A 17,032-nucleotide genomic window follows, 5' to 3' on the forward strand; every position below is an offset into this window, starting at 1 on the left:
GGCAGGAGGGGGGTCGAAATTGGTGGAAGTTGCGGCCAAAATGGGCCGGGAAGGCCGAATATCCTCTAAAAAGCGGTCGGCCGGCCGGTTTAGACGTCCAGCAGATCGTCGCTGGCAAACTCCGCCTTGTCGGAAATGAAGGCAAAGCGCGCCTCGGCCCTGGCGCCCATCAACCGCTCTACGGCGGTTCCCTCGCGGTCATCGGCCAGCAGGACCATCCAGCGGGAGGCGAAAGAGGACTGGGTCGAGAGAAAATCGTTCGCAGGTTTCGGAAGGACGACCCGAAGGCGAGCCGGAGGTCGGACCTCTGTGCATAGCTTGAATTTCGTATAAAATCTTATACATGAAATTCTCATGGAAGCAGGAAAGGAGATTCGCTGGGTGGGCTCGGCCTATGAGAATTTGCTGGAGTTCCCCGCTGACGCTCGCCGTCAGGCCGGCTTCCAGTTGAGCAAGGTGCAGGCCGCCCTGGAGCCCGATGACTGGAAGCCCTTCGATGATGTCGGCCCGGGTACGCGGGAAATCCGGATTCGGGAGGCGAGTGGAGCCTACCGGGTGATGTATGTCGCCAAATTCGAGGAGGCTGTGTACGTCCTGCATTGTTTCCAGAAGAAGACGCAGGCCACGAGCCGCAGAGACAAGGGTATCGCCGAGACCCGCTATCGAGCCGTGGTCAACATGCGAAAGGTCAGGAAATGAAAACAGATACGGAAGTCCGTCATGTGACCAAGCCAGGGGCGAATCTCTTCCTCGAGTTGGGGTTCTCGCCGGCGGAAGCCAGACGTCTGCGCGCGGCTTCGCGCAAGCAGATCAATGATACCAAGCGGCTCAAGCAGCAGTTGATGGCCGAACTGGCAGGGTGGATCGAGGAACACCGTCTCAAGCAAGCCGAGGCTGCCGACATTTTGATGGTCTCGCGGCCTCGCGTGTCCGACGTTGTGAACAAGAAGGCCGCGAAGTTCACCATCGACACGCTGGTGGAGATGCTCAGCCGCGTCGGCAAGCCGGTCAGGCTGACGGTGGGGTAAGCGGTCGGGGAGCAGGGCCGCTGACGGTACCCTGCCTACACATCCAGCAGATCGTCGCTGGCAAACTCCGCCTTGTCGGAGATGAAGGCAAACCGCGCCTCGGCCCTGGTGCCCATCAGCCGTTCGACCGAATCGGCGGTGCCTTCGCGGTCGTCGGCCAGGAGCACGACGCGCAAGAGCGTGCGCCTGGCCGGGTCCATCGTGGTTTCCTTGAGCTGCGCCGGCATCATTTCGCCAAGCCCTTTGAAGCGGCCGATATCGACTTTGGCGTTGGCGTTGAATTCGCTCTTCAACAGCGCTTCCTTGTGGGCGTCGTCGCGGGCGTAAACCGTCTTGGCCCCGTGGGTGAGCCGGTAGAGCGGCGGCACGGCGAGATAGAGATGGCCCTCGTCGATCAGCCGCGGCATCTGCCGGTAGAAGAAGGTGATCAGGAGCGAGGCGATATGCGCGCCGTCGACGTCGGCGTCGGTCATGATGATGATGCGGGAATAACGCAAATCCTCTTCGCGGTACTGCGCGAGCGTGCCGCAGCCGATCGCCTGCATCAGGTCGGCGAGCTGGGCGTTGGCGGTCAGCTTGTCCTTGCCGGCGGAAGCGACGTTGAGGATTTTTCCGCGCAGCGGCATCACGGCCTGGGTCTTGCGGTCGCGCGCCTGCTTGGCGCTGCCGCCGGCCGAGTCGCCCTCGACGATGAAGAGTTCGGAGCCTTCGGTCGCGGTGTTGGTGCAGTCGGCGAGCTTGCCGGGCAGCCGCAGCTTCTTCACCGCGGTCTTGCGTGAGGTTTCCTTTTCGGCGCGGCGGCGCAGCCGCTCCTCGGCGCGCTCGACCACGAAATCCAAAAGCCTGTTGGCCTGCAGCGGGTTGCCGGACAGCCAGTGATCGAACGGGTCCTTGATCGCCTGTTCGACGATGCGCTGGGCCTCCGCGGTGGCGAGGCGATCCTTGGTCTGGCCCTGGAATTCCGGCTCGCGCACGAACACCGAGAGCATGACGGCGGCGCCCACCATCACGTCCTCGGACGTCACCGAGGCAGCGCGCTTGCCCTGGCCGATGCGTTCGGCGTGATCCTTCAGGCCGCGCAGCATCGCGCTGCGCATGCCGGCTTCATGGGTGCCGCCATCGGGTGTCGGCACGGTGTTGCAATAGGAGGACAGGAAGCCGTCGGCGTCGGCGGTCCACGCCACCGCCCATTCGCAGGCGCCGTGAGCGCCATTGCGGCCGGATTTACCGGAGAAAATATCCGGGTGCACCAGGGTGTCGGCGTGGATCGCGGCGGCCAGATAATCCTTCAGGCCGCCCGGGAAGTGGAAACTATCCTCGGCGGGCACGTCTTCGATGCCCTTCAAGAGTTCCGGATCGCAGCGCCAGCGGATTTCGACGCCGCCGAACAGATAGGCCTTGGAGCGCGTCATCTTGAACAGGCGCTGCGGCTTGAAGGTCGCCTTGGCGCCGAAAATCTCGGCGTCCGGCTTGAAGCGGATGCGGGTGCCGCGGCGGTTGTTGATCTTGCCGAGGTCCTCGAGCTTGCCCTTGGGGTTCCCGCGCTCGAAGCTCATCCGATAGAGCTTTTGGCTGCGCGCGACCTCGACCTCGAGCCGCGAGGACAGGGCGTTGACCACGGAGACGCCGACGCCGTGCAGGCCGCCCGAGGTCTCGTAGACCTTGGAATCGAACTTGCCGCCGGAATGCAGCGTGCACATGATGACTTCGAGCGCGGATTTCTTCGGAAATTTCGGGTGCGGATCGACCGGAATGCCGCGGCCATTATCGGTGACGGTCAAAAATCCATCGGCGGTCAGTTCCACTTCGATGAAGGAGGCATGTCCCGCCAGCGCCTCGTCCATGGCGTTGTCGATGACTTCGGCGAACAGATGATGCAGCGCCTTCTCATCGGTGCCACCGATATACATGCCGGGGCGACGGCGCACCGGCTCGAGGCCTTCGAGCACCTCGATATCGCGGGCGGTATAGCCGGCTTCGGCGCTTCCCGTGCGGGAGGCGACCTTGAGCGGGGCGCGGCCGTTCGGCTCGGAGGCCCCGAACAGGTCGCTGGCGGCTTTGGTTTTGGCGGAAGATTTCAATGGTTTGGGCATGACTTTTCAGATGTTGCGCGCGGCTGGACGCAGCGAATCGGTTGCTCTGACTATGCCACGGATAGGCCGAGAAAGTGACGGCCGCGGCGGCACCTTCCTCGTGCGGCCGCAAGCGCTTCAGCCCGCGAGGCCCGAACACGATGCAAGCGGGTCGCTGTGGACGAGGCGTCAATCACGCCGTGTGCCCGCCTTTGTGACTTGAAGTCACGCAAGCGGCTGGCTTACCTGTCGTCGGGCGATGAGGCCGCTGCGGGGTTTAAGCCACCAGCGGGGCGGGGAAGGCTTTGGAACCATGGAAGATTTTGCGCACGCTCTGGCCGATTTCGTGCGCCTCCACCATGCCTGGGCTGCGCCGATCGTATTGCTGCTCGCTTTCGGCGAGTCGCTCGCCTTCATATCGCTGCTGATTCCGGCCTGGGGGGCGCTGGTCGCGATCGGCGCGCTGATCGGCGTGAGCGGCATCAGCTTCTGGCCGGTCTGGATTGCCGGCGGCATCGGCGCAGCCCTCGGCGACTGGGTCTCCTACTGGTTCGGGTACAAATACAAGGAGCATGTCGCGCAGATCTGGCCGCTGTCGCGCTTTCCGGAGGTCCTGCTGCGCGGCGAGGCCTTTGTGCAGAAATGGGGCGTGCCCAGCATTTTCATCGGGCGGTTTTTCGGACCGTTGCGCGCCTCGGTGCCGCTCGCCGCCGGGATTTTCGAGATGCCCTATTGGCCGTTCCAGATCGCCAATTTCGTCTCGGCGCTGGTGTGGTCGGCGGCGCTGCTGTTGCTCGGCGACGTCATCGGGCAGATCGCTGAATGGCTGTGGCGGGTGGTGTGAAGTTGGGGGGAATAAGGCCGCTGCAAGGGGGTTAGCTCCCGAGATACCAGCGCGGTCGCATCGCCGTCATCGCATGATCGGCAAAACGCCGATAGAACAGCCGCAACAACAACATAGAATTCATCATCTCACCGGGAGGATATCACCATGGAATTGACCAGACGCCACGCACTCGCCGGAGCCGCGGCGATCGTGGCCGCGCCGCTGTTGCCTTCGATTGGCGCGAGGGCCGCGGCGCCCATGGCCGACAAGCAAGCGCCGAGCTTCTATCGCTACAAGGTGGGCGACGTGCAGGTCACCGTCGTTTCCGATGGCGTCAACACGTTCCCGCTGGGCGATTCCTTCGTTCTCAATGCGAAGAAGGACGACGTCGCCGCCGCGCTCGAGAAAGCCTACATGCCGAAGGACAAGGTCAGCATCCAGTTCGGGCCGCTGGTGATCAACACCGGCGGCAAGCTGGTTGTGCTCGATACCGGCAACGGTCCAGGCGCCTTTGCCTCGAGCAAGGGCAATGTCGGCCAGTTCGCGACCAACATGGTGGCCGCCGGTTTCGATCCCAAGGCAATCGACATGGTCGTGATCTCGCACTTCCACGGCGACCACGTAAACGGACTTTTGACCGCCGACGGCACGCCGGCGTTTCCGAACGCCGAAGTTCTGGTGCCATCGGTCGAGTGGAAATTCTGGATGGACGACGGCGAGATGAGCAAGGCCTCCGGCGACCGCATGAAGGGCCTGTTCGTAAACAACCGCAAGATCTTCGAAGTGGCGCTGAAGAAGAAGGTGACGCCGTATGAGTGGGGCAAGGAAGTGGCGCCGGGCCTGCTGGCGGCTGAGACCGCGGGCCACACGCCGGGCCACACCTCCTATGTGCTGTCGTCGGGCTCGGGCAAGGTGTTCATCCAGTCCGACCTGACCAACGTGCCCTATCTGTTCGCGGCCAATCCGGGCTGGCATGCGTTCTTCGATCAGGACGCCGACATGGCTGAAAAGGCCCGCCGCAAGACCCTCGACATGGTGGTCGCCGACAAGCTGCAGTTGCAGGGCTTCCACTTCCCGTTCCCCGGCCTCGGCAATGTCGAAAAGGACGGCAATGGCTATCGGGTGATCCCCGCGCCGTGGAATCCGGTGATCTGAACCGCGTGTTCTCAATCCGAGCAAAGGCCGCCCGTCGAGGCGGCCTTTGTTTTTCGGCTTGACCATGGAACCCACCAGCCTTATAGCCGCGCCCATGATCAACGCTGCGACCATGCCCATCGCCCGCCGCCGCCGCGCTTTCGCGGTGTGGGCGGTCGTCTGCGTTTGAGATCATCGCCTCTGCCGCCGGACCCACTCCGCGGCCTTATCCTTCCAAGACACGCGGTTTGATCTGGCGGCTCCTACGTCACGCAGGAGTTTCAAATGTATGCGCCACCTCAGTTCAAGCCCGACCGCGCCGCGAGCCTTGCGTTCGCGGCAGCGCGCGGCTTTGGCCTTGCCTGCGCGTGGGACGGCGCCAAACCGGTCGCGTCCTCGCTGCCGTTTCATCTGGATTACGCCGATGACGGCACGCCGCGGGCGGTGTTTCATGTCGCGCGTGCCAATCCGCTGGCAAAGCTCGCGGACGGGACGTCGTGCTGGCTGCTGGCCGTCAACGGCGCCGATACCTATGTGTCGGCGGACTGGTACGTCTCGCCCGACCAGGTGCCGACCTGGCTTTACCAGGCCGTGCACCTGACCGGCACCGTTCGCAAACAGTCCGACGACGAACTTGCCGCGCAGCTCGACACGCTCAGCGCCAAATTCGAGAACTGGCTTGCCCCGAAGCCGCCCTGGACGGCGTCGAAGGTGACGGCCGGGCGGCTGGAAGCGCTGAAGAAAGCGATCGTGGGTCTGGTGATGAATGTTGAGGACATCGAAGCTAGCTTCAAACTCAACCAGCACAAATCCGACGCCGATCATGTTGCGATTGCCGCGGCACTCCTGCATCGGCAGGACGATGCCGCCGCACAGACGATCGGAAAACTGATGATCGCCCAGCGCCCGCAGTTGGACTACAAGTCTTCCAAGCCTGTCAGTGTCTCCGCGGATTGAAGGACCACGCCATGACCCTCTCCGACACCAAGCCGTCGAAAGGCCAATCCCTGATCACCGGCATCGCCGCGCGGCCCGCCGTGTTCGTCGATGGGGCGGCTGGAACGACGGGCCTCGGCATTCGCGCGCGCCTTGGCCAGCAGAACGATGTCGTAGTCAAGAGTATTGCCGAGGAGAAGCGCAAGGACGCGAAGGCAAAGCGCGCGCTGATGGAGGAGGTCGATCTCGTCATCCTCTGCCTGCCGGATGATGCTGCGCGAGAGACGGTTGCGCTGATTGACGGCATGGGAGCCGCGGCACCCAGGGTGCTGGACGCATCGACGGCGTTTCGGGTCGCTGCCGGCTGGACCTACGGTTTTCCGGAACTCGCAGCCGATCAGGCAGACAAGATACGGGTGGCGCGGAAGGTCTCGAACCCGGGCTGCTATCCGACAGGCGCGGTAGCGCTGCTGCGGCCCCTCGTCGATGCCGGGCTTGTGCCGGCGGACTATCCCGTCACCATCAATGCGGTGAGCGGCTATTCGGGCGGCGGCAAGTCCATGATCGAAAGTTTCGAAGACGGCACGGCGCCGGCCTTCGAACTCTATGGCCTCGGCTTCGAGCACAAGCATTTGCCGGAGACGCAGCTTTACTCAAATCTCCAGCGCCGGCCGATTTTTGTCCCGTCGGTCGGCAATTACCGGCAGGGCATGCTGGTGTCGGTGCCTTTGCATCTCGACACGCTTCCGGGCAAGCCCGATGGTGCCGAACTGCACGCTGCGCTGGCGAAGCGTTACGCCGGGAGCACCTGTGTCTCGGTGATGCCGCTCGACAACGCCGCGACAAAGAGCGGGCGCATCGAACCCGAGGCGCTCAACGAGACCAACATGCTCGAGCTTTATGTCTTTGCGAGCCACCAGTATTCTCAGGCGGTTCTGGTGGCGCGTCTCGACAACCTTGGTAAAGGCGCTTCAGGTGCGGCGATACAGAACATGCGGCTGATGCTGGGCTTTGCCGATACATAAAGCGAAACCGGCATCCTGTTTCGGCAGCTGTCCTTCGAATATTGCAATCGAAGGACCAGAGAAGGGCGGTCGTGGACGAGGATACACTTCAGTTCTACCGGGACAACGCGCGGGCTTATGCCGGGCGCGAGATTGCCAGGCATACGCGGTTGACCCGCTTTCTCGCGCTGCTTCCCTCGGGGGCAAGGATTCTCGAGCTCGGATGCGGCGCCGGCGCCGATTCGGCGGAAATGCTTGCCAGGGGATTCGATGCCTGCCCGACCGACGGATCGCCGGAAATGGCTGACGAGGCGTCGCGCCGTCTTGGCCGCCCGGTCGAGACGCTATTGTTCCATGACCTCGACCAGGTCGAGGCCTATGACGGCGTTTGGGCCAACGCCTGCCTGCTTCACGTTCCGAGGCCGGAGCTTGCGCAGGTGCTGACGCTGATCTGGCGCGCGCTGAAACCTGCCGGCTATTTCTATGCCAGCTACAAGGCCGGCGACGTCGACGGGCGGGATACGCTCGATCGTTACTACAACTATCCATCGCCGGATTGGCTGCGCGCCAACTACGCCGATGCGGGCGACTGGAGTTCGCTGTCGATCGAGACAGGCGAAGTCAGAGGCTTCGATAACGCGTGGGCATCGATGCTGTTCGTCGTCGCCCGGAAAGGCCCCTGAGGGTCGTTCCCCGGATGCTGCGCGGCGCCATAAGCGCGTTTACGCGCGCCTTCGACGCGCTATAGCGGTGCGCTGCTGATCCGGGGTCCATCTTCCGCAATCTCATGTTCCGCGATCTCATGGGTCCCGGCGCCGCGGAGCGGCGTTGCGCGCTGCACCGTGTCCGGGACACCCGACCTCAAAGCAGCTTGAAGATCGCCAGCGCGAGTGCGGCCTGGGCGAAGAAGCCGACGGTGAAGGCCAGCGTGCGGAACACCGGCAGGCCGAGCGTATAGACGATGATATGGGCGAGGCGGGACCAGAAATACACCGCGCAGGCGAGTACGGTCCATTTGGTGGAATAGTCGATCGCGTTGAGGATCAGCACCAGTGGCGCGAAGATGATGAGGTTCTCGACCGCGTTGTCGTGCGCGAACATCATGCGGTTGGCCCATTCCGCATGCGGCTTGTCGTTGCGCGATGGGTTGGCCATGGCGCCGGAAAGGCCGCGGACCTGACAGCGGTTGAGCACGTAGGGGATCCACAGCAATCCGGTCAGGATCACCGTCAGCGTCAGCCAGAACAATTCGCGCGTCATCATCTCCCCCTTGTTCGATTTCGATTCCCGACCCTGCGGCGGAACGGGTGCTTATACCCAGTCCCGGCGCGTCGCGCTATGCACGAACCCGGACGTAGCTGCCGGGGGCGTCCTCGAGCGGCGGAAAGGCGTCCGACCCGACCGCGCGCGCCGGGACCTTTTCCGCATCGATGCTTTCGAGCCATTCACGCCAGTCGGGCCACCACGATCCCTTGTGTTCCCGCGCGTTCTTCAGCCAGTCGGCGAGCGTGACGTCCTTGACGTTGTCGTTGGTCCAGAACTGGTATTTTCCGGCCGCCGGCGGATTGACTACGCCGGCGATATGACCGGATCCCGACAGCACGTATTTCACCGGGCCGCCGAAGAACCGCGAGCCGTAGAGCACGGAATCCGCCGGCGCGATGTGGTCCTCGCGGGTCGCCAGATTGTAGACCGGCACCTTCACCTTCGACAGATCGAGCAGCGTGTTGTCCAGCTCCATGGTGCCGGCGGAGAGCCGGTTTTCCAGATAGCAGTTGCGCAAGTAATAGGAATGGTTGGCGGCCGGCATCCTTGTGGCGTCGGAATTCCAGTGCAGCAGGTCGAATGCCGACGGCGGCTGGCCCTTCAGATAATTGCTGATGACATAGGACCAGATCAAATCGTTGGAGCGCAGCATGTTGAAGGCCATCGCCATCTTGCTGCCTTCGAGCACGCCCGAGACCTGCATGTCGCGCTCCAGCGCCGAAATCTGGTCCTCATCGACGAACACCAAGAGATCGCCGGCGTGGGTGAAGTCGACCTGGGCTGCGAAGAACGTCGCCGACGTCACGCGCACCCGCCGCTTCTCCGCAAGCCACGCCAGCGTCGAGGCGAGCAGGGTGCCGCCGACGCAATAGCCGGCGGTATGAACCTTCTTCTCGCCGGTCACCTTTTCGATCACGTCCATCGCCGCCAGCGGGCCCTGCTTCATGTAGTCGGCGAAGGTTTTCCGGCCGAGCTCCCTGTCCGGATTGACCCAGGAGATCACGAACACGGTGATGCCCTGATCGACACACCATTTGATGTAGGATTTCTCCGGCTTGAGGTCGAGAATGTAGAATTTGTTGATCCATGGCGGCACGATCAGAAGCGGCGTCCGCAGCACGGTTTCCGTGGTCGGCGCATATTGAATGAGCTGCATCAGCTCGTTCTGGTAGATCACCTTGCCGGGCGTCGTCGCCATGTTGACGCCGACGGCGAGATTGGAGGGATCGGACTGGCGGATGCGCAGCGTGCCGTGTCCGGCTTCGATATCCTCCGCCAGCATCTTCATGCCGCGAACCAGATTGTCGCCGTTCGAGGCCAGCGTCTCGCGCAGCACCTCCGGGTTGGTGAGGACGAAGTTCGACGGCGCGATCGCGTTGGTGATCTGCTGAACGTAGAACTCCGCCTTCTTGCGCGTATGCGGATCGACGCCCTCGGCGTTCTGCACCAGATCGTGCGCCCATCTGGTCGTCAGCAGATAGGCCTGCATCACGAAATCGAAGAACTGGTTCGACTTCCACTCCGGATCCTGAAAGCGCTTGTCGCGCGGCGACGGCGCGATCGCGGGCTCCGCCGCTTCGCCGGCCATGCGGCGCATCGCCGAACCCCAGAGATCGAGATAGGCCTTGCCCATCTTCATCTGCAGGTCCGCGGCGCGCTCCTTGTCCGCGAGCCAGTATTCGGCGACCACGCTGAAGGTCTTGATCAATTCGGCAAGTTCGCTCGGCGGCCTGTCCTTGACCTCGCCGCTCTCGCGCGGCCTGAGATAGGCCGCGAGCGCCTGGCCGCTGGTTTCCAACGCCCGCGCGATGTTCATCGCAAAGGCTTCAGCGTTGAATTTCCTCGCGGACTGGGCTTCAGTGCTGGCGTCGGTCATGTCGGGGACACTATCGCTTCATTTCGGGTTCGTCATAGCGCGGTGCGGCAAAGCCGATACCGATCCAAGTCCTCTGGTTGCTCTAAAAGTCCTCTGGTTGCCCGCTTGCTGCACTGCGACAAAGCATCTCCGTTCGGACATATTCGGACATATTGAGGCCTCACCGGTCGGATTTGTTGTTCACGCCTTAATCGTTTCGGGCGACAATGGTTCGAACGGTCGCAGCGGAACTATTCATTGCAACCAGACGATTTGATTTTGCAAGTTGATGTTGCAAATTGATGATGCAAGGCTCGTACCATCGTGTGCGCTTTGCTGGTTGCCTTGTCGGTTGCCTGGTCAGCTAGTTGAGGACTTCCGGACGGATGCCGGCAGATCGAACGATAAGGCTTTTGTCGACAGGGGCGCTGTTTGCCGCGGCGCTCGCGATCGGCGGTTGTTCGACCACGATCGCCGATTTGCCGGCGGTCGGCCTGCCCGCCGATGCGCCAGTACGTCCGAAGGAGGCTGGCGCCTATCTTCCGGTTCACGATCTGCCGCCGGACCGCGAGGAAGTGGCGATGAAGCCGGCCGAACAGGCCAAGATTGAAAAAGAGCTGATCGCAGCGCGCGATCGCCAGGCGTCCGGTGGCCAAAATCCCGCAGCGAAGTAGCTGAAAGCAGCGCGATTACGGCTGGCGCAGGCGGAGGCGCGTGGTAAAACGTTCCGATTCAACGGTTTGGCGCTCGAATTTGCCCTAAATCCGTGATTGAGCGCGTTTTCGGCACGGAATCCGGTTCCGCGTTACCGACGAACATGCTGACCATGCTTGCCTTTGCCGGCCCCGGAGCTTGAGACCCATGGAAGATTTCTACCGCATCCGCCGTCTGCCGCCTTACGTGTTCGAGCAGGTCAACCGGGCCAAGGCGGCCGCGCGGAATGCCGGGGCGGATATCATCGATCTGGGCATGGGCAATCCGGATTTGCCGACGCCGCCCCATGTGATCGAGAAACTGAAGGAAACGCTGGGCAAGCCGCGAACCGATCGTTACTCGGCCTCGCGCGGCATTACCGGCCTGCGCAGGGCCCAGGCCGCCTATTACGGGCGGCGCTTTGGCGTCAAGCTCAATCCGGAAAGCCAGATCGTTGCGACGCTCGGCTCGAAAGAGGGATTCGCCAACGTCGCCCAGGCGATCACCGCGCCCGGCGACGTCGTGCTGTGCCCCAATCCGAGCTACCCGATCCACGCCTTCGGCTTCCTGATGGCGGGCGGGGTGATCCGCTCGGTTCCATCAGAGCCGACGCCGCAGTTTTTCGAGGCGGTGGAGCGGGCGATCATCCATTCGATCCCAAAACCGCTGGCGCTCGTCGTCTGTTACCCGTCCAACCCAACCGCCTATGTGGCGGATCTCGATTTCTACCGGGATCTGGTCGCGTTCGCGAAAAAGCACGAGATCTTCATCCTGTCGGACCTTGCCTATGCCGAGGTCTATTTCGACGACAATAATCCGCCGCCCTCGGTGCTGCAGGTTCCTGGCGCGATCGACGTCACCGTGGAATTCACCTCGATGTCGAAGACGTTTTCGATGGCCGGCTGGCGCATGGGTTTTGCCGTCGGCAACGAGCGCATCGTCGCGGCGCTCGCGCGGGTGAAATCCTATCTCGATTACGGCGCGTTCACGCCGATCCAGGTCGCCGCCACGGCGGCGCTGAACGGGCCGGAGGATTGCATCCGCGAGATGCGCGACACCTACCGCAAGCGCCGCGACGCGCTGGTGGAATCGTTCGGCCGTGCCGGCTGGGAGATTCCGCCGCCGCAGGCCTCGATGTTCGCCTGGGCGCCGTTGCCGGAGGCCTTCCGGGACGTCGGCAGCATGCAGTTCGCGACCCTGATGGTGGAGAAATCCGGCGTGGTGGTGTCGCCGGGCGTCGCCTTCGGCGAGCATGGCGAGGGCTATGTCCGTATCGCCATGGTGGAAAACGAGCAACGCATCCGCCAGGCCGCGCGCGGCGTGCGCCGCTTCCTTGAAAGCGGCATCGAAACGTTGCACAACGTGGTCCCTCTCGCCAATCGGCGATAATCCTTCACGCAGGTTCTCCTTCATCATGGTCGCACCCCTGAAAGTGGGCATCGCGGGGCTCGGCACCGTCGGCGCCGAGGTCGTCCGCCTGATCGAGCAGCAGGCTCGGAATTTGTCGGCGCGCAGCGGGCGCGGCGTGCGCGTCGTCGCCGTCACCGCGCGTTCCAGGGCAAAGAAGCGCGGTCTCGATCTCGGCGGCATCGTCTGGGCCAAGAATCCGCTGCAACTCGCCAGCGATCCCGGCATCGACTGTTTCGTCGAATTGATGGGCGGCTCCGGCGATCCCGCGCTGTCGGCGGTCGAGGCGGCGCTGAAGTCCGGCAAGTCGGTGGTGACCGCCAACAAGGCGCTGATCGCCAGGCACGGATTGCGGCTCGCCAAGGCTGCCGAGACGCATGGCGGTGCCCTGAATTACGAGGCGGCCGTGGGAGCGGCGATCCCGATCATCAAGACCCTGCGCGAAGGTCTGGCCGGCACCGGCATCAACCGCGTCTATGGCATTCTCAACGGCACCTGCAACTACATCCTGACCCGGATGGAGCAGGAGGGCCTGTCGTTCGCCGAATGCCTGAAGGATGCGCAGCGCCTCGGCTATGCGGAAGCCAATCCTTCGTTCGACGTCGACGGCCACGACACCGCGCAAAAGCTGGCGATCATGGCGAGCCTCGCCTTCGGCACCAAAATCGCGCAGAGCGCGGTCTATGTCGAAGGCATTTCCTCGATCGCGCCGGAGGATCTGCGCGCCGCCGAAGAGCTCGGCTATCGGGTCAAGCTGCTTGGCGTCGCGGTGCGCACCGAAAAGGGCATCGAGCAGCGCGTGCATCCGACCATGGTGCCGAAATCGTCCTCGATCGCGCAGGTGATGGGCGTCACCAATGCGGTGACGATCGACGGCGAGGGCATCCCGCCGATCACGCTGGTCGGCCCCGGCGCGGGAGGGGCGGCCACCGCGGCATCCGTGGTTGCCGATATCGCCGACGTGGCGCGCGGTATCCGCGCCATGCCGTTCGGCCGTCCGGTGGACCGGCTGCGCGAGACCAGGAAGGCGCCGATGGAGCGTCACGAGGGCGGCTACTATATCCGCCTGATGGCGCGCGATCTCGCCGGCACCGCCGCAACCATCGCCACCAGGCTTGCGGAGCAAAAGATCTCGCTGGAGTCGATCGTGCAGCGTCATCCCGAGGGCGTCGATGCGACCGGCGCGGCCAAAAAGGCGTCACCGGTTCCGGTCATTCTGATTACTTATGCAACCGCCGAGGATGCGGTCTACCGCGCGCTCGAGGCGGTGCAGCGCGACAAGGTCATCTCGGGCCGGCCGCAGGTGATCCGGATCGAGAAAAATTAACGCGCGACCCCCAAAGTCCCGCGTTGACGCTTGACTTGCGGGCCGCGCAGGTTCGCATGGATGTTTCAAGGAGAGCAGCGATGTCGACCCATATATCCGTTCCGCCGCAGCTGTTGCTGGAGCGCATCCTCACGCTCGAGATCGTGCGGGTGACGGAACGCGCGGCGGTGTCGGCGGCGCGGCTGCGCGGCCACGGCCAGGAGAAGGCGGCCGACCAGGCGGCGGTCGACGCGATGCGGCGCGAACTCAACAAGCTGCCGATCGAAGGCACCGTCGTGATCGGCGAGGGCGAGCGCGATGAGGCGCCGATGCTGTTCATCGGCGAGAAGGTCGGCATGAACGCCGGCCCGCAGGTCGATATCGCGGTCGATCCGCTCGAGGGCACCACGCTGTGCGCCAAGAACATGCCGGGCGCGATCGCAACCATGGCGATGGCCGACGGCGGCACGCTGCTGCACGCGCCCGACGTCTACATGCAGAAGCTGGCGATCGGCCCCGGCTACGCCAAGGGTGTCGTCGAGCTCGATGCATCGCCGGCCGATAACGTCCGCCGACTGGCCAAGGCCAAGGGTGTCGATCCCTCCGCGGTCACGGTGCTGGTGCTCGATCGCCCGCGTCACTCCGATATCATTACCGGCGTCCGCAGCACGGGCGCAGCGGTACGCCTCATCACCGACGGTGATGTCGCCGGGGTCATCCATTGTGCCGATCCCGATAATACCGGGGTCGACATGTATATCGGCATCGGCGGCGCGCCCGAAGGCGTGCTGGCGGCGGCGGCGCTGCGCTGCATCGGCGGCCAGATGCAGTGCCGGCTGATCCTCGACAGCGAGGAGAAGCGCGCGCGTGCGCACAAGATGGGGGTTACCGATCCGCGCATGATTTACGGCATCGAGGACATGGTGAGAGGCGACTGCCTGTTCGCCGCGACCGGGGTCACGACCGGTTCGCTGCTGTCGGGCGTCAAGTTCCGCAAGGACGTGATCGAGACCGAGACCGTGGTGATGCGCTCGGTCACCGGCACCGTGCGCTACATCAAGGCCGAGCACCGCCAGCTCGACAAATTCTACCTCGATTGAAGTCCCGGTTCTGAATGGGAGGCGGCGATGGCCGAAAACATCGTCATCCGGCCGGTGGGCAAGGACGAACGCGCGGCGTGGGAGCCGCTGTGGGACGGCTATCTCGCCTTCTACAACGCGACGCTCGCGCCCGGCGCCAGCGATGTCGCCTGGCAGCGCTTTCACGATTCCGAGGAGCCGATGTTTCTGCTCGGCGCCTATGTCGATGGCAAGCTCACCGGCATCGTGCACTATCTGTTTCACCGCTCGAGCTGGACGGTCGGCAATTACTGTTATCTGCAGGATCTGTTCGTGACTGAGCGCGCGCGCGGGCTTGGCCTCGGGCGGGCGCTGATCGAAGCCGTCTATGCCAGGGCGCGGGAGGCGGGCGCGAGCCGGGTGCACTGGCTGACGCAGACCACGAATGCTCAGGCCCGCATTCTCTACGATCAAGTCGCCGACAATTCAGGCTTCATGCAATATCGGAAAACTCTTTAGCCACCATCATTCCGGGATGCGCCTCTTGGCGCAGGCCCGGAATCCATAACCACGATCGGGAGTATGGATTCCGGGCTCGTTCGCTTCGCTCGCGCCCCGGAATGACGAAGGTAGAAACAAGAAAAAGGGGGAGTGCCCATGTCAGATATTTCCGCGGTCAAGGCACTGGTGTTCGATGTGTTCGGCACCGTGGTCGACTGGCGCTCCAGCCTGATCGCGGATTTCACGAAGTGGTCGCAGACGCGCGGCGTAAAAGCGGACTGGACCGCGCTGGTCGACGGCTGGCGCGCCGTCTATGCCGCCTCGATGGACGAGGTGCGCAAGCACCCCGAGCGCGGCTATGTGATCCTCGACGTGCTGCATCGCCGCTCGCTGGAAAAACTGGTCGAGCAACTATCGATCAAGGGGCTGACCGATTCCGACCTGAACCATCTGACGCTCGGCTGGCACCGCCTGCATCCATGGCCGGACAGCGTGCCGGGCCTGACGCGGCTGAAGCAGAAATACATCATCTCCCCGCTCTCCAACGGCAATGTGGCGCTGCTCACCAACATGGCAAAGTTCGCCGGCCTGCCCTGGGATTTGATCCTGTCGGCGGAGCTGTTCGAGCATTACAAGCCCGATCCCGAAACCTATCTCGGCGCGGCCAAACTGCTTGGCCTGCCGCCGGCGCAGGTGATGATGGTGGCCGCGCACAACAACGACCTGAAAGCCGCGCAGAAACTCGGCCTGAAGACCGCCTTCGTCGCGCGACCGACCGAATACGGTCCCTTGCAGAAATACGATTTCGAGGCGAAGGGCGACTGGGATATCGTGGCGAAGGATTTTGGCGGGATCGCCGATCGGATGGGGTGCTGAGGGCGTAGGCGGATTGAGCGAAGCGTAATCTGCCGCTTCGATTATGCGGCATGGAGGCGGATTACGCCCAACGCGGCCGCGCGTTGCGCGGACCCGTTGGGCTCAATCCGCCCTACGAGCTACGAGCTAAAAATGTCAAGGAGCGATCAATGAATGAAGAAGCGGTCGTGAACGAACGGAATCCGCATTCTGGCTCGGCTTTTCAAGGCGTTCGGGCAATCGACTATACCGTCATTTTCGTGCGCGATATGGCAGCGATGCGTCGCTTCTATGAAGACATCCTTGGTTTTCCACTGTTACGAGAGCTTTCGCCAGGTTGGATCGAATACCGGGTGGGCGACAACACCTTGGCCTTGGCCAGGCCGAGCCTGACTGCAGCAGATGTTCCAACGCCCAACGGCAGCGCCTCGCTTCAGCTGGCGTTCAAGGTTTCCGCTCGTGAAGTTGATCAGTGCGCCGACGAACTCGTGCGGCAGGGCGTCAATCTGCTCGCACCGCCCACTGACCAGGTCTTCGGACATCGCACGCTGTTCTTCCGCGATCCGGATGGAAATCTGCTGGAGGTGTTTGCGGACATTTAGCGCGTAGCGCGTAGAATGAGTTGAGCCCTTGCGAAACCCATCGATTGCCTCCCAGGGAGATGATGGGTTTCTACGGACCTGCCGGCGAGCGCGAACAATTCGGCGCTTGGCGACGAATTGCAGCTCGTAGGACGGGAGGAGCGGAAAGCGATACCCATCAATGCATGTGCGGGCGTGATGGGTTTCGCAGGCTCAACCCATCCTACACGCGGCATCTGATTGGCCAAACGCCAGCCAATTCTTGCCTGACGGGCAAATCACCGCCCGTCGGGCAATTCGGTGTCCAGCCCCATTTGCAAAAATTTTCCGCTTTCCCCGACGGGCAAATCATCTCTACAAGCTCGCCCCATCCCGTCCCGCACAGAGCAACTATGCTGAGAAGTAGCCCGGTGAGCGGGCGGCCTCAAGGCTGGCGCTGACGCGCCCCCGCCTTCGGCGGCTACGGCCTTGACCCCGCCCGCTCACCGGTCTGTTGGCTTTCCATGCGCT

General features: G+C 63.3%; 17 protein-coding genes and 1 pseudogene. 14 read left to right on the plus strand and 4 right to left on the minus strand.

From position 1 onward, the window contains the following. Nucleotides 1-89 precede the first annotated feature (89 nt). Nucleotides 90-218 (minus strand): annotated as a pseudogene (locus tag WCE35_RS19800) (hypothetical protein); the annotation flags it as partial. A 136-nt stretch (nt 219-354) separates the two neighbouring features. On the opposite strand from WCE35_RS19800, the gene WCE35_RS19805 reads away from it, so the two are divergent. Both WCE35_RS19805 and WCE35_RS19810 read left to right on the plus strand, forming a co-directional pair. Beyond that, nucleotides 355-699, plus strand: coding sequence for a type II toxin-antitoxin system RelE/ParE family toxin (locus WCE35_RS19805; RefSeq protein ID WP_424595014.1), 345 nt, complete (start codon nt 355-357; stop codon nt 697-699). Beyond that, nucleotides 696-1,028 carry a helix-turn-helix domain-containing protein gene (locus tag WCE35_RS19810; RefSeq protein ID WP_424595015.1) on the plus strand — a complete coding sequence of 111 codons (333 nt, stop codon included), beginning with the start codon at nt 696-698 and terminating at the stop codon, nt 1,026-1,028. The genes WCE35_RS19805 and WCE35_RS19810 overlap by 4 nt, the downstream gene beginning before the upstream one ends. Before the next feature lie 35 nt (nt 1,029-1,063). Here the strand turns inward: WCE35_RS19810 and parE are convergent, their stop codons facing one another. Then, nucleotides 1,064-3,121, minus strand: a complete 2,058-nt coding sequence (parE, locus tag WCE35_RS19815) for a DNA topoisomerase IV subunit B (RefSeq protein ID WP_424595016.1) — start codon at nt 3,119-3,121, stop codon at nt 1,064-1,066. Between the two features lie 292 nt (nt 3,122-3,413). On the opposite strand from parE, the gene WCE35_RS19820 reads away from it, so the two are divergent. From WCE35_RS19820 to WCE35_RS19840, 5 genes are all read left to right on the plus strand, one after another. Then, nucleotides 3,414-3,944 carry a DedA family protein gene (locus WCE35_RS19820; RefSeq protein ID WP_424595017.1) on the plus strand — a complete coding sequence of 177 codons (531 nt, stop codon included), beginning with the start codon at nt 3,414-3,416 and terminating at the stop codon, nt 3,942-3,944. A 147-nt stretch (nt 3,945-4,091) separates the two neighbouring features. Beyond that, on the plus strand, nt 4,092-5,081 hold the full coding sequence (locus tag WCE35_RS19825) for an MBL fold metallo-hydrolase (RefSeq protein ID WP_424595018.1): 990 nt from the start codon (nt 4,092-4,094) through the stop codon (nt 5,079-5,081). Nucleotides 5,082-5,345: 264 nt separating this feature from the next. After that, nucleotides 5,346-6,017 carry an FMN-binding negative transcriptional regulator gene (locus tag WCE35_RS19830; RefSeq protein ID WP_424595019.1) on the plus strand — a complete coding sequence of 224 codons (672 nt, stop codon included), beginning with the start codon at nt 5,346-5,348 and terminating at the stop codon, nt 6,015-6,017. 11 nt (nt 6,018-6,028) lie between these two features. Further along, on the plus strand, nt 6,029-7,021 hold the full coding sequence (gene argC / locus WCE35_RS19835) for an N-acetyl-gamma-glutamyl-phosphate reductase (RefSeq protein WP_424595020.1): 993 nt from the start codon (nt 6,029-6,031) through the stop codon (nt 7,019-7,021). A 71-nt stretch (nt 7,022-7,092) separates the two neighbouring features. Further along, nucleotides 7,093-7,683: a class I SAM-dependent methyltransferase gene (locus WCE35_RS19840; RefSeq protein ID WP_424595021.1), complete on the plus strand. Its 591-nt coding sequence runs from the start codon at nt 7,093-7,095 to the stop codon at nt 7,681-7,683. A gap of 178 nt (nt 7,684-7,861) precedes the next feature. On the opposite strand, the gene WCE35_RS19845 is transcribed toward WCE35_RS19840, so the two are convergent. Continuing rightward, the gene (locus WCE35_RS19845) at nt 7,862-8,260 is read right to left on the minus strand and encodes an MAPEG family protein (RefSeq protein ID WP_424595022.1); all 399 of its coding nucleotides are present in this window, start codon (nt 8,258-8,260) and stop codon (nt 7,862-7,864) included. 76 nt (nt 8,261-8,336) lie between these two features. Further along, a complete protein-coding gene (locus tag WCE35_RS19850) occupies nt 8,337-10,142 on the minus strand; it encodes a PHA/PHB synthase family protein (RefSeq protein ID WP_424595023.1) in 1,806 nt (601 codons plus the stop codon). A gap of 365 nt (nt 10,143-10,507) precedes the next feature. Here WCE35_RS19850 and WCE35_RS19855 point away from each other — a divergent pair, with 365 nt between their 5' ends. The 7 genes from WCE35_RS19855 (at nt 10,508) to WCE35_RS19885 (ending at nt 16,543) form a co-directional block, all read left to right on the plus strand. Continuing rightward, entirely contained in the window at nt 10,508-10,795 is a 288-nt protein-coding gene (locus WCE35_RS19855; protein WP_424595024.1) for a hypothetical protein, read from the plus strand. A 187-nt stretch (nt 10,796-10,982) separates the two neighbouring features. Next, complete coding sequence (locus WCE35_RS19860) at nt 10,983-12,203, plus strand: LL-diaminopimelate aminotransferase (RefSeq protein WP_424595025.1); 1,221 nt, start codon at nt 10,983-10,985, stop codon at nt 12,201-12,203. A gap of 25 nt (nt 12,204-12,228) precedes the next feature. Continuing rightward, nucleotides 12,229-13,548: a homoserine dehydrogenase gene (locus WCE35_RS19865; protein ID WP_424595026.1), complete on the plus strand. Its 1,320-nt coding sequence runs from the start codon at nt 12,229-12,231 to the stop codon at nt 13,546-13,548. Between the two features lie 80 nt (nt 13,549-13,628). Then, nucleotides 13,629-14,627: a class II fructose-bisphosphatase gene (gene glpX, locus WCE35_RS19870; protein ID WP_424595027.1), complete on the plus strand. Its 999-nt coding sequence runs from the start codon at nt 13,629-13,631 to the stop codon at nt 14,625-14,627. Between the two features lie 27 nt (nt 14,628-14,654). Further along, nucleotides 14,655-15,104 (plus strand): N-acetyltransferase family protein, encoded by a 450-nt coding sequence (locus WCE35_RS19875; RefSeq protein WP_424595028.1) that lies wholly within the window; start codon nt 14,655-14,657, stop codon nt 15,102-15,104. Nucleotides 15,105-15,242: 138 nt separating this feature from the next. Further along, the gene (locus tag WCE35_RS19880) at nt 15,243-15,962 is read left to right on the plus strand and encodes a haloacid dehalogenase type II (RefSeq protein ID WP_424595029.1); all 720 of its coding nucleotides are present in this window, start codon (nt 15,243-15,245) and stop codon (nt 15,960-15,962) included. 149 nt (nt 15,963-16,111) lie between these two features. After that, nucleotides 16,112-16,543 (plus strand): VOC family protein, encoded by a 432-nt coding sequence (locus WCE35_RS19885; RefSeq protein ID WP_424595030.1) that lies wholly within the window; start codon nt 16,112-16,114, stop codon nt 16,541-16,543. The last annotated feature ends 489 nt before the right edge of the window (nt 16,544-17,032 follow it).

Origin of the sequence: Bradyrhizobium sp., from assembly GCF_049691595.1 — a bacterium.
Lineage (GTDB): Bacteria > Pseudomonadota > Alphaproteobacteria > Rhizobiales > Xanthobacteraceae > Bradyrhizobium.

Bases quoted from the DNA above. Each gene is read 5' to 3' on its own strand.
- WCE35_RS19805 (WP_424595014.1), top strand. From the start codon at position 355: ATGGAAGCAGGAAAGGAGATTCGCTGGGTGGGCTCGGCCTATGAGAAT.
- WCE35_RS19810 (WP_424595015.1), top strand. From the start codon at position 696: ATGAAAACAGATACGGAAGTCCGTCATGTGACCAAGCCAGGGGCGAAT.
- parE (WP_424595016.1), bottom strand. From the start codon at position 3,121: ATGCCCAAACCATTGAAATCTTCCGCCAAAACCAAAGCCGCCAGCGAC.
- WCE35_RS19820 (WP_424595017.1), top strand. From the start codon at position 3,414: ATGGAAGATTTTGCGCACGCTCTGGCCGATTTCGTGCGCCTCCACCAT.
- WCE35_RS19825 (WP_424595018.1), top strand. From the start codon at position 4,092: ATGGAATTGACCAGACGCCACGCACTCGCCGGAGCCGCGGCGATCGTG.
- WCE35_RS19830 (WP_424595019.1), top strand. From the start codon at position 5,346: ATGTATGCGCCACCTCAGTTCAAGCCCGACCGCGCCGCGAGCCTTGCG.
- argC (WP_424595020.1), top strand. From the start codon at position 6,029: ATGACCCTCTCCGACACCAAGCCGTCGAAAGGCCAATCCCTGATCACC.
- WCE35_RS19845 (WP_424595022.1), bottom strand. From the start codon at position 8,260: ATGACGCGCGAATTGTTCTGGCTGACGCTGACGGTGATCCTGACCGGA.
- WCE35_RS19850 (WP_424595023.1), bottom strand. From the start codon at position 10,142: ATGACCGACGCCAGCACTGAAGCCCAGTCCGCGAGGAAATTCAACGCT.
- WCE35_RS19855 (WP_424595024.1), top strand. From the start codon at position 10,508: ATGCCGGCAGATCGAACGATAAGGCTTTTGTCGACAGGGGCGCTGTTT.
- WCE35_RS19860 (WP_424595025.1), top strand. From the start codon at position 10,983: ATGGAAGATTTCTACCGCATCCGCCGTCTGCCGCCTTACGTGTTCGAG.
- WCE35_RS19865 (WP_424595026.1), top strand. From the start codon at position 12,229: ATGGTCGCACCCCTGAAAGTGGGCATCGCGGGGCTCGGCACCGTCGGC.
- glpX (WP_424595027.1), top strand. From the start codon at position 13,629: ATGTCGACCCATATATCCGTTCCGCCGCAGCTGTTGCTGGAGCGCATC.
- WCE35_RS19875 (WP_424595028.1), top strand. From the start codon at position 14,655: ATGGCCGAAAACATCGTCATCCGGCCGGTGGGCAAGGACGAACGCGCG.
- WCE35_RS19880 (WP_424595029.1), top strand. From the start codon at position 15,243: ATGTCAGATATTTCCGCGGTCAAGGCACTGGTGTTCGATGTGTTCGGC.
- WCE35_RS19885 (WP_424595030.1), top strand. From the start codon at position 16,112: ATGAATGAAGAAGCGGTCGTGAACGAACGGAATCCGCATTCTGGCTCG.